Genomic DNA, 12816 nt, shown 5'->3' with positions numbered 1-12816 from the left:
AAAATCTTATAATTAGTTGGTTGCGTTATTTTTGTTAAAATTTATTGAATAGGTATTAATTCTTGATTTGGTAACTTAAGTGCTAAAAATACACTTTTTATTGTACTGCGCAAAATACTTGCGCATTGGGTTGGCTGCTTCTTTTTAAAATGGGTATTTGTACTATTTTTTTGTTTAAGAAAAACGTATACTTTTACGACTCAAAAACAAATTCTTTTCTATGAGGAAACTCTACTTTTTACACCTATTTTTTGTTTTATTAATTACTTCTTCGGTTTTCGGCTTTCATACAGTCGATAAGAATTTAACAGTTCGTAATAACAATATAAACTTTGTTGCACCACCCAATGTAGATTTTACTTTTACCAATGACGGTGCATGTTCCGGAGCTCCTGTTAGCTTTAATCCTGTTGTAAGCGGCGGTGCTGCCCCATATAAATATGTATGGAATTTTGGAGATGGAACTCCTAATTCAACAGACAGTAATCCAAGTCATAGTTACACAGCGTTAGGTTGTGGTTTCCAAAATTTTAATGTAACACTTACCGTAACTGATGCTAATGGCGAAGTAAACTTGAGAACAAGAACTGTTTCTGTAAAACAAAAACCCGATTTAAAATTTGTAGACCAGAATAATCCAGGATCTAGCAAACCTTTTGAAAGATGTGGAGATAATAACTCGAATCCTAAATATACGATCAATGTTGGAAATAATTCTACTTCAGTAGGTTGTATATCAGCATACAATGTAGATTGGGGCGATGGAACTTCTGAAGCCAATGTTACTTTTCCAAAAACGCATGAATTCCAAAAATTAGGTTCTTTTAATATGGTCATAACCGCAAACGGAAGTAATGGTTGCAGCAATTCAATTACGTATGTCGTTAAAAATTCCAATAACCCAATTGGAGCTCTTATCGCTCCGGGTAATACGACCAATTTATGTATACCAGTTCCGGAAATGAATTTTGCGATAGGATCGTGGGGACTTAATCCCACAAGTACTAGATATGAGATTAATTATGGCGATGGTGCGGGACAATCATTTACGCAAGCCCAATTAGAAAGCTCATCTTACTATAATGCAGCAAATCCTCAAGCTTCATTAAATTTTCCTATACCTCATAAATTTACTAGAGCTAACTGTCCCAATGGAAATAAAGTTACATTAATTATATATAATGATATTTGTGGAACATCTACAATTCTAGAAGCCGGACCTATTATTATTTTAGATGTGCCACAAGTAAGTTTTAATGTAAATAGTATTGCCTGTGCTAATACATACACCTCTTTTAACAATACAACTTACGCAGGATATACTAACGGATGTAGTACTACGAATGTTTACACCTGGAATTTTGGTGACGGAACTCCTGTATCCAGAGAAGTTAATCCAACGCATGTTTATACAACACCGGGTACATATACCATTACATTAAATGCAACAACGCCTTGTGGAGCTGGAAGTGCATTTCAAAGACAAATATGTGTAGAGCCTATATTAGAGCCTAATTTTACTTATGGGAATGCTTGTGCATCGAGTAATCTACAAATTACTAATACAACAAACACCACTTTAAGCTGTGGAACGGAAACTTATTATTGGGAAGTTTATAACTACGTTGACGGTTTTTGTGGTAAAGAAGCAGTTCCGGGAACCGGAAGAGGTCAGTGGAATTTTGCCAATGGAACAAATTACTATTCTAAAGAACCTGTTTTTAATTTTATAATGCCGGGTACTTATTATGTAAGGCTAACAACCAGAAATTCTTGTGGAATAGACCGATCTATTACAAAACAAATACAAGTCAAAAAACCACCAGTTATTACCTTACAGCCTATTTCTGATTTTTGTAATTCGGCAACCATAAAACCAGTAGGAAAGGTTGAGGAAACTTGTTCCCCAAATAGTGAAATTACTTATAAATGGACTTTTGACGGAGGAACTCCATCTTCCTCTACTTCGTTGAATCCGGGATCGATAAATTACACCACGAGTGGGGATTATAAAGCTGTTTTTGAAGTTACAAATAGCTGTGGTACTACTAGAGCGGAGAGAAATTTTTCGGTCAATACTGTTCTTTCGCCAGTAATAACGCCAAAAACAATACAAATTTGTAGTGGTTTGTCGTTTCAGGTTACGCCGTTTTCAAACGGAACAGACAATGTACCTGCAGGAACAACTTATATTTGGTCTACGCCGGTAGTTTCTCCTCCGGGCGCTGTAAGTGGAGCAAATGCACAATCAAGTCCTGTTTCGACAATTAGTCAGTTTTTAACCAATAATACAAATAGCCCAGCTACGGTAACGTATACAGTATCGCCTATCTCTAAGGTTTGTCCGGGACCTAATTTTACCATTACGGTTACCGTTGATCCTTTGATAAAAGTGGTTGAAACGATAAAAACCGTAACCTGTTATGGGTTAAGTGATGGGGCAATATCAATAACCGTAGCTGGAATTCCTTTTCTTACTGGAAATCCGTACAAATTCTCGTGGACAGGTCCTAACTTTAGTAGTACAGATCAAAATATTTCGAATTTAAAAATGGGTACTTATTACTTGACTGTTACCGATAACGGAAAATGTCCTTTTGTAAAAAGCTATTTTGTTGGCGAGCCAGGACAATTTCAAATTCTGTCACAACCTAAAACGGACATTACATGTTTTGGTGCAAATGATGGAAGAATTAATGTAAATGTAACCGGCGGAACTCAGCCTTATAAATACGTGTGGACAAAAGACGGAGCTGCATTTCCAGTGAACTCTGGCAATCTTTCTAATTTGACACCCGGAAAATACGATGTAACCATTACAGAAGCAAATAGCTGTAATATTCTACCAGGAAGTTATACCATTATAGAACCGCCATTGTTAGAATTAACCTATGTAAGCCAGACCAATATTTTGTGTTACGGATATGCTACGGGAGAAATTAATGTAAAAACAGTTGGTGGTCGGGTAACCGAAACATCTCCGGGTGTTTTTAATTACAGATACAGATGGACAGGGCCAAACGGATATGTAAGTACAGTTCAAAATCCGAGAAACTTGTATGCAGGAACTTATAATCTAACGGTAACCGATAATTCTGGTTGTACGGATAATTTACAGGTTATTGTACTTCAAAATGATGAAATAAAATTAAACTATACCAAAACAGAAATTGCCTGTTATAATTATGCCGATGCTTCGATTACCATAAATAGTATTACAGGAGGAGTTCCGTTTGCAACGGGAGATCCTTATATTATAAAATGGAGCAATTTAGGCTCAGGGCTTGTGCAGAATAATTTATCTGCCGGAACATATATTATTACCATTACAGATTCATTGGGCTGCCCTAAAGTGTTTACCATAATCATCGATAATGCGCCTGTATTTACCATCAATCCAAACGTAAAACAAATTACTTGTTTTGGTCAAAAAGATGCACACATCCGTTTAAATCTTGTTGGAGGAAAAGCGCCTGTTAAACTCGTTTGGGATGATGATGCAACAGCAGGAATTGAAAGAAATAATATTGGGCCAGGGGATTATTCAGTAACGATTACCGATGCCAAAAATTGTCAAATCAAAGAAACATTCAAAATTGTAGAGCCTTTATTGCTGGAGATCAGAGCAGATGTTTCGAATCCGTTACAATGTGACAGAGCAGATACAGGTCAAATTAATTTGGTAGTAACAGGTGGTACACAGCCTTATTCGTACAGTTGGTCAAACGGACAAAGAACGGAAGATTTAGCGAATCTTGTACCTGGAAAATATACCGTTATTGTAACAGACGCCAATGGCTGTAAGCAATCAGATACCTGGACAATTACCAGATTCGACCAGCTAACGCCAACAGTTGAAGTTTTAACCGATTTTAATTGCGAGACCAAATATGTGAAACAAACATTCGTTGGACACGTAAAAGGTGGAATTCCGCCTTACACCTTAAGCTGGTCTGATGGTGTTATTACAGGTGCCAATAACGAAATTATGAATACCGAAAATAATGGTTTAATCATCTTTAGTGTTACAGATAGTTTTGGCTGTAAATCAGATTATGCATTGAATGTGGATACACCGGTTTTGGGCGAGGCTAATTTTTCAACGGGTTCTTATGGTAAAGAAATGTTCGATTTATACTCGATTTATGATCCGGTGAAATTTACAAATCTGGCGACAGGCGATTTCGTTAGTACTTCATGGGATTTTGGCGACGGTGTTTTTTCAACAGAAGAAAGTCCGGAACATATTTATACCCGAGTTGGAACTTATACCATAAAACAAACCGTTAATTATCCTTTTGGATGTCAATACAGCTACAGCGCGACAATAGTGGTCGAAAAAGGGTATAGCCTTATTATGCCAAATGCATTTACACCCAATAATGATGGTTTCAACGATACATTTGCGCCCGTATTTTTGGGATTGTCCGACATTACTCTTGACGTTTTTGATACGTGGGGAGCCGTTGTATATTCAGAATCCGGGATAAATATTAGGGGATGGAATGGAAAGATAAAAGATTTAGATGCCGAAAACGGTAACTACTATTACAAAATCACTTTAAAAACCTTTTACAACCATACGGTAGTAGAAAAAGGGCCATTCACATTAATTAAATAAGCAACAAGATTTACAATGAAATTAAAACTATTTTTTATACTAATAACATGTTGCTTTTTTTCGCAGGCAAGAGCGCAAGATCCAATTTTTACACAATATTTTTTAATTCCCGAAACACTAAATCCAGGATTTTCGGGTTTTATGGAAACTACTTATGCCGGAATAATTCACCGCGAACAATGGCCGGATCTTGATCTGAGAATTGATACAGATTATGCATTTGTAAACACGTGGAGCGAAGATATTAACAGTGGTTTTGGAGTCAGTGTCTTAAACCAGAGAGAAAATGTAACCAATTATAATTTTTTTGAAATCAACGCCAATTATGCGTACAAAGTACGATTAAATGATTATTGGTTCTTTAGACCTGCTATAGAAGTAGGTTACGGAATAAAATCGTTTGCATTTCAGAATTTATTATTAGAAGATCAGATTAATATAGGAACGGGCGTTATAAATCCAAATTCAAACGACCCCATTTTATTAAACAGCAAAGTCAACTTTTTTGATGTTTCAGCGGGAATGGTTTTTAATACCGATGAAATCTGGATTGGACTTTCGATGAAACATTTAAATAAACCAAACATTGCCTTTAGCTCACAGGGAAATCTGCCTTTAAATACTTTTTTCTCCCTAAGCGGTGGTTACGAATTTCTTATTGCAGATTATATAGATGCGGTATTCCTGCCGTATGAAACTAAGTTTTTTGTAACATCAAACTACATGCAGCAAGGCCGTTATAACCGATTTGATTTGGGAGCTTCGATACTATTCGAAAAAATATTTTTTGGTGCTACAGCCGTAACAAATCCTGCAAAAAACGGAATGAATGGCGATTTGCTAACTTCTGTAAACTTATTTACAGGATTGCAGTATGAAAACCTAAGATTGGGATTATCTTACGATTTAAACACGACCAAAATTGGTAAAACAGGAGGAATTTATGAATTATCCCTAACGTATCAATTTAGCTTAGCTAAAAAATGTTTTGGCTGCCCAAATTACGAAGGCAAAAGATAAAATAAAAAGGCATTTTTACGTATAGCAACCCGACAGGTTTTAAAAACCTGTCGGGTTTAACAATTGTTACGATATCAAGTCAATAACAAAATCTCTTTTTCAATATTGGCTCTCGCTTTTTCTTCAAACAAATCTCTAAAGGTTTTAGTTTGAAAAATAAAATTATTTTCCAAAAAATGTCGCAAAGCTTTTGCTCGTCCGGGTTTGTATAGAAAATCAGGATAAATGTTATATTCTTTTCTAATCTGTTCAAAATAAATTTGATATTCGCTCCAGTCTCGCGCGAGAATTTTCAAATCAAAATCAATTAGCCAGTTAATATCTTCAATTTCATTATATTGATGAAGCTGTGTAGCGCAAATCATATCAAAAACCAACTTTGAATTGATATTGGTTTCTTTCGGAAGAATCTTGACGGCATATTCAGCACTTTTCAGTTCATTATCTTTTTTACTGCTTTTATAAACGTAATCGTGATAAAAAATAGAAAATAAAACTTCGTTGGGAAATTTTAATTGATCAGCATAGATTTCAAAACATTCAACCATATCATTTATATGCGTCAGATTATGATAATACCTTGATTTATTGGAATATGCCTTTTCTAAATCTAACCAATTTTGCTCAATTTCACTTTCTCTGAAACCAATATTGGTCAATAATTCAGAATATATTTCTTTTAAATTCATGTTGTTTTTATTTAAATCTGATGAAAAGCTCCATCGGAGTTTAATATTTATAGCCAATTTTTATACGGTATAGTAGTTTAGCTCCAGCGGAGCGTAATATTTATAGCCAATTTATCCAGGATAGTAGTTTAGCTCCATCGGAGCGTAATATTTATAGTTTATTTAGGTATTCTACAAAAGCTCCATCGGAGCGATATTTTAGGTTTTTATTTTTATTAATAAAATAATCCCACCCCCATGGGTTTTTTCAATAAATTCCTAAAAACTATAAATATGTTGTCCCTATACGACTTAAGCTATTTTGATAAAATAATCTTTACTCAAATATAAAATTCTTTTTTTACTGCGCAAAATAATTGCGTAGTGATATTGAAATCTTTGTTCAAGAAATAAAAACAAACGTTCATACAAATAAAAAAAAAGAATAAAACAGGTCAAGTTTGAGTTACTTCGAAAACACTTTCCAATGTACACACTTACACCATTACCTTTTTATTCAATTTAAATTGAGGCAGTAGCTCAGCGGTAGAGCAGGTAGTTTTGAAATTATCCTTCAAAGGTCAATCAAAACTTACTTCGTACACTTTTAATGTCCGGGTCGTGGGTTCGAATCCCATCTGCTTCACTATTAATGGTCAATTAAAACTTACTTCAGAACACGGCTAATTTCGGTTCGAATCCGAACATAGTTTTAAAATCATCATTAATAAAATGAGGGTCAAGATTAACTTACTTCTCGGCGGAAGCGCCACCAGATAAACTTAGTTAATCCATTACACTCAAATTTCAGGTCAAGTGTTTCTTACTTCAAAATCTTTTAGGTAGAAATCAGAAACGCAATTATCTAAATTTTAAAAATTAAAAAAAATGAAAACAAAAGAATTATTAAAAATCAGTTTACGTCAAAATGCTATTTTCATTCCATCAGAAATGATTGCGAATGATATCAAAAATTTATCAGGAACAACATCGGTTTTATTGGCCAATGTTTCAAAACTCGGATTTACATTTTCTGAATCGTTATTACACGCTTTAAACAATGTAAAACCAAATTATAAAGTGGAAGTTTTAGAAGTACTAAGAGAAGTTTTAGGAACCGATACAAACTGGACGCCTTTGGTTAAAGAATGGAATATCCCAACGGGAGAATCTGTTTTGGATCATGTTGTGACGTATTTCTGGAATGTTTTAAATATAAAAAGAGGAACGACTTTGCAATGCGGACATGTTATTCCGGACAATACTTTTCCTTTAGAAAGATACAACGGTTGTCCGTTTTGCGGAACTCCGTTTGAATTCGGTAAAATCGAAAACTTAGGTCAGGGAAGTAAATTAAAAGTATTGGATTTATGGTCAGAAAAGGAATTACAAGATTTCTATAAATCGTTATTGCAATCCAAAACCGCTCTTGACGCTACGCAAATAGATAGTTTAAAAACGGCTTTGAAATATTTGCCTTTGCCAAAAACAGATATTGCCATGAAGGAAACTTTGATGTTGGTAATCGATATTTTAATTGAAGAAGATCAGGCCGAAAATGCATCTCAGTACTTTAAATCGCCAACCGATATTTTAAGATATTTATGGTTTAAAAATACAGGTTTATTGCAGATAATCGAGCCAAAAACAATCATAAAAAGAACGTCTAAAAACGCCCAACATTTTTATAATGTTTTGGATACAAGTGCGCAGGCAAAAATTGCATCTCAAAAAGATTTGAAACTTAAATATTCAAGAAAAGAATGTTTGATGGTGGCGAACTGGTTGAACAATCTTGATATGGATGTTGAAACGATGTGCGAAATCATGCATCCAAAAAGAGGAATGTGGGTTCGTGTGATCAGAGCGTTGCGTTTGGCAGAATACAGCAAAAGAAAAGGCTTTGAAAAATTGGCTTTTTTAATGGATGTATTTTACAACCAGGTTTATGATGTTTGGCAAAGTAAAGTAAACACATCAAGATTAAAGTTTGATGCCGATAAAACTTTTGCGTTGTTAAAACAGCGTCCGGGATTGTTTGCACGTTCTTTATTTTCGAATATGCTTTGGTTTGGTGCAGACGAAACGGTGGCACATTTTGAAGAAATTATCGATAAAGTTCCGGCCAGATTGGTATTCACTTTAAACATGTATGCACAAAATTATTTTGATAAAAACATGCAAAGAAGCGTGAAACCTTTGGGCGGAACAAATAAAAGAATTGCAGCAAATGCTTTATTGAATTTGTATGACGAAGCACAATTAGAAGCGATGAAAAATCAAATCGAATCGTTGTGTCTTTTAGCGATGAAGCAGCGATTTGCCGCAATCGCAAACCCAAACAAAACGATCTATATTGATCCACAATTGTTTAATATGCCAGTTTCGATTGGTGATAGAAGCGAGACGGTTCAGGATTTGCCGGTTGCTTTAATGGGAACACGTTTCCCGATTGAAGGAAACGAAGTGCGATTGTTTATGCAATGGGGAAAAGATTTGCAGGCACAGCATTTGGATATGGATTTAAGCTGTCATATCGCTTATGAAGATAAAGCCGATATCTGTTCTTTCAGCCGATTGGAAACGGTTGGTTGTAAACATAGCGGTGATATCAGACATATTCCGAATAAAATTGGAACAGCAGAATACATCAATATCAACATCGACGAATTGGCGAAAGCCAACGCAAAATTTGTAACTTTTACCTGCAATGCCTACAGCAACGGAAGTATTTCGCCAAATTTGGTTGTAGGTTGGATGAACAGCAAATACCCGATGAAAATCTCCGAGAAAACCGGAGTTGCCTACGATCCGTCGTGTGTAGATCATCAGGTTCGCGTTACGCAAAATGTTGCCAAAGGTTTGGTTTTCGGAGTGTTGGATGTAGCCAAAAGAGAAATCGTTTGGTTAGAGATGACTTTCGGAGGACAAGTTGTTGGAGGTTTGGATTTTAAAGGAGTTCAGGCATTATTGGCAAAATTGAGCAGTAAATTGAATATTGGTAAATTGTTAGAACTTAAAGCAGAAGCCCAAGGTTTAACAATCACCGAAAATCAAAACGCCGATGAGGTTTACGATGCAAAATGGGCGATAAATGCTGCGGCAGTTACGCAATTATTGATAGATTAGTGGCAAAGGTACAGAGTTACAAAGTGACAAAGGTTTTTGTGGAGTAGCGTTGCAGTGCATCTTCGCAAAGTGTGGTAAATTTAATCTCGCAAAGTCGCGAAGTAGCAAAGTTTTATTGAAGCTGTAAACCTACTGTTTGTCATCTCGACAGAGGAGAGATCACATAAAGTGAAGACACACAGTACGTCGCTCTCTGGATGCGATTTCTCCTCTGTCGAAATGACACAAAATGAGTTGACATAAAATAAGGAAAGAAAATCTGCTCAATCTGCTCAATCTGCGTGAACAAAAAAACTTTGCGCCTCTGCGTCTTTGCGCGAAAATTAATAAAAATAAAACTACGCAAAATAACTGCGCAGAACAAAACAACCTTTGTACTATCAAAATACAAAAACAATGAAAACACAAATAAACGGTACAGATATAATAGAATTAGGATTCCCGGAAGGAAAAATAATTGGAATCGCATTAAAAATAAACAGTAAAAGACACGGTTTGAAACGTGATGAAATGATAGCCAATTTCAAAAACGTTTTAGAAACGCCGGAAAACTATAAAGACGACGCTATTTTTAGCAAACTAGCCATTGCCCTAATCGAAAAAGCAAATGAAAAACCGGAAGATTTCATCGCTTTAAACCAAAATCCGAATACATATGCTTCTTACGGAGCAGAACATATCGAAGACGGCGCGAGAAAGCAAATGGAAGTAGCGATGCAATTGCCCGTTACCGTTGCCGGAGCTTTAATGCCAGATGCGCACCAAGGTTACGGATTGCCGATTGGCGGAGTTTTAGCGACTAAAAACGCCATTATTCCGTATGGTGTTGGGGTTGATATTGGGTGTAGAATGGCGTTATCGGTTTATGATATTGCGGAGGATTTTTACTTTGAAAACGAAGCCAAATTCAAAAAAGAATTAATTGCCAATTCTATTTTTGGAGCGGGTCACGGTTTTCACGGACAATACAAATCAGATCACGCGGTTTTAGAAAACGATGCTTTTAATATGACTCCGTTTGTGAAGAATTTGAAAGATAAAGCATGGTCGCAATTGGGTTCTTCGGGTGGTGGAAATCACTTTGTCGAATTCGGGATCATGGAATTTGCCAAAGACGATACGGTTTTGAATATTCCAAAAGGAAAATATGTCGCTTTGTTAACGCATTCCGGTTCACGCGGAATGGGCGCGACAATTGCCGGACATTATACTAAAATCGCCAAAGACGTTTGTAAACTTCCGGAAGTCGCTAAAAACTTAGCGTATTTGGATATGAACTCACAATTGGGGCAGGAATATTGGATGGCGATGAATTTGGCGGGAGATTACGCATCCGCTTGTCACGAGATTATCCATAACAAAATGGAACGTGCTTTGGGTGCGACAATTTTAGCCAAAGTCGAAAACCACCATAATTTTGCATGGAAAGAAATCTGGAACGGCGAAGAAGTGATCGTACATAGAAAAGGAGCAACTCCGGCCGGAAAAGGCGTGATGGGAATCATTCCGGGAAGTATGACCGCGCCGGGATTTTTGGTGAGAGGAAAAGGTGAGGAGAACGCCATCAATTCGGCTTCGCACGGAGCAGGAAGACAAATGAGCCGAACACAAGCCATAAAAAACATCACTAAAAACGAGATGAAATCGATTCTGCAACATCACGGCGTTACGCTTATCGGAGCAGGTCTAGACGAAGCCCCAATGGCCTACAAAGATATCAATCAGGTAATGGAAGCCCAACAGGATTTAGTTAACGTTGTAGCAAAGTTCACCCCAAAATTGGTAAGAATGGCGGATGATGGAAGTAGAGAAGATTAGTTTTTTTGAAGGTTCAGAGAGGCAGAGGTTCATAGGGACAAAGGTTTAGCCCATTTTATGTCATTTCGATCCCGAGGCTTCGGGAGAGAAATCTTCGAAAGAAGCTCGACAAAGATTGAACCCAATATTGTCATTTCTACGAAAGGAGAAATCACATCCAGAGAGCGACGAACTGTATAGTTACGTCATGTGATTTCTCCTTCCGTTGAAATGACAAACCACCCGAAAAAAACTTTGCGCCTCTGCGCCTTTGCGCGATTAAAAAAACAAAATAGACTAAAAAAAACTTTGTGCCTTAGCGCCTTAGTGGCAAAATAAAAAAAATGAAAACATACATAGATATCGGAATTAATTTAACCAATAAACAATTCCAAAACGACATAGACGATGTAATACAAAACGCTTTAGATGCCGACGTATCGCAAATGATACTAACCGGAACAAGTGTAAGAAATAGTGAAGAATCATCGCGAATAGCAAAAGAATATCCCGGAATATTATATTCCACAGCAGGAATTCACCCGCATGATGCGAAAAGTTTTGATGCGCAAAGCATTTCGAAACTGCGGAATTTACTAAAACAAAAACACGTAGTTTCGGTAGGCGAGTGCGGACTCGATTTTGATCGTGACTTTTCGCCCAGAAATATTCAGGAAACGTGTTACAAAGCCCAATTAGAATTGGCGATTGAAGTTCAGAAACCTTTGTTTTTGCACGAAAGAGCCGCTTTTACAAAGTTTATAGACATTACAAAAGAATATTTGCCACAATTGCCAAAAGCCGTTGTGCATTGTTTTACCGGAAGTTTGACCGAAGCCAAAACCTATCTCGATAACGGATTATATCTTGGTTTTACCGGAGCAATTTCAGACAGTAAACGTTTTGAGCATTTAAAAGAAGTGATTCAGTACATTCCGCTTGACAGAATGATGATCGAAACCGATGCGCCATTCATGCTGCCAAAAAATGTACCCAATAATCTCCTGAAAAAATACCACGAACGCCGTTGCGAACCTGCTTTTCTGCCTTTTGTTGCAGTAACTGTGGCGCAGTTTAAAGGAGTTTCGGGAATTGTGGTTGCGGAGGAAACTACTAGGAATACTAAAGAGTTTTTTTGGGATTTAGTGCTTTCTAACAGTTCCGAAACCTAGGGATCAAAAACTGTTAGGTATAAATTTGGTAGCTTTTAAATTCAGGTATTTGTACTTGTTTTAAAGGCTTTCTGTTTATTTATATTTGGTGTCGAAGAATGTCTTGAACAATTATGAAGATTATGGAAAAACCATAAAATAATTAGTATAATATCATGTATTTTTGATGAAAGTGATTTAATGCAAAAGTAAATCAAAGATGAAAAGTATTTGTACATAAAAGACTTTTAATAACTAATTATTTGTTGAACGCGACAAGTTTAATTTGGAAAATGTGAGTAACTTGGGAATTGGGAAAAATTGAATGAGTTTTTTTAAGAGAATAAATAAATAAAAATAGAAATCATGGATAAGCAATCTGGATATACTTGGAAATTAGGAATGTTTGTAACAATTGGTTTGTTGCTTT

At 36.2% G+C, this 12816-nt stretch carries 6 protein-coding genes and 1 tRNA gene; 6 read left to right on the top strand and 1 reads right to left on the bottom strand.

The window, feature by feature from the left end; genetic code table 11:
• The first annotated feature begins 220 nt into the window (after nt 1-220).
• Both AC4FQ3_RS10740 and AC4FQ3_RS10735 read left to right on the top strand, forming a co-directional pair.
• Complete coding sequence (locus tag AC4FQ3_RS10740; protein ID WP_491181851.1) at nt 221-4621, top strand: PKD domain-containing protein; 4401 nt, start codon at nt 221-223, stop codon at nt 4619-4621.
• A gap of 15 nt (nt 4622-4636) precedes the next feature.
• Nucleotides 4637-5641, top strand: coding sequence for a PorP/SprF family type IX secretion system membrane protein (locus AC4FQ3_RS10735; RefSeq protein ID WP_456313100.1), 1005 nt, complete (start codon nt 4637-4639; stop codon nt 5639-5641).
• Nucleotides 5642-5715: 74 nt separating this feature from the next.
• Here the strand turns inward: AC4FQ3_RS10735 and AC4FQ3_RS10730 are convergent, their stop codons facing one another.
• Nucleotides 5716-6330, bottom strand: a complete 615-nt coding sequence (locus AC4FQ3_RS10730; RefSeq protein ID WP_491181850.1) for an HD domain-containing protein — start codon at nt 6328-6330, stop codon at nt 5716-5718.
• 508 nt (nt 6331-6838) lie between these two features.
• Between AC4FQ3_RS10730 and AC4FQ3_RS10725 the strand changes: the two genes are divergently transcribed.
• The 4 genes from AC4FQ3_RS10725 (at nt 6839) to AC4FQ3_RS10710 (ending at nt 12407) form a co-directional block, all read left to right on the top strand.
• Nucleotides 6839-6955 (top strand) — tRNA-OTHER (locus AC4FQ3_RS10725).
• A 242-nt stretch (nt 6956-7197) separates the two neighbouring features.
• Nucleotides 7198-9438, top strand: coding sequence for a hypothetical protein (locus AC4FQ3_RS10720; RefSeq protein WP_491181849.1), 2241 nt, complete (start codon nt 7198-7200; stop codon nt 9436-9438).
• A gap of 396 nt (nt 9439-9834) precedes the next feature.
• Nucleotides 9835-11256: an RtcB family protein gene (locus AC4FQ3_RS10715; RefSeq protein ID WP_491181848.1), complete on the top strand. Its 1422-nt coding sequence runs from the start codon at nt 9835-9837 to the stop codon at nt 11254-11256.
• A gap of 323 nt (nt 11257-11579) precedes the next feature.
• A complete protein-coding gene (locus tag AC4FQ3_RS10710; RefSeq protein WP_491181847.1) occupies nt 11580-12407 on the top strand; it encodes a TatD family hydrolase in 828 nt (275 codons plus the stop codon).
• Nucleotides 12408-12816 lie beyond the last annotated feature (409 nt).

This window comes from Flavobacterium sp. AK-345 (assembly GCF_058310175.1).
Note: the sequence above shows the minus strand (reverse complement) of the source record. Positions and strands in the feature narration are given on the sequence as shown.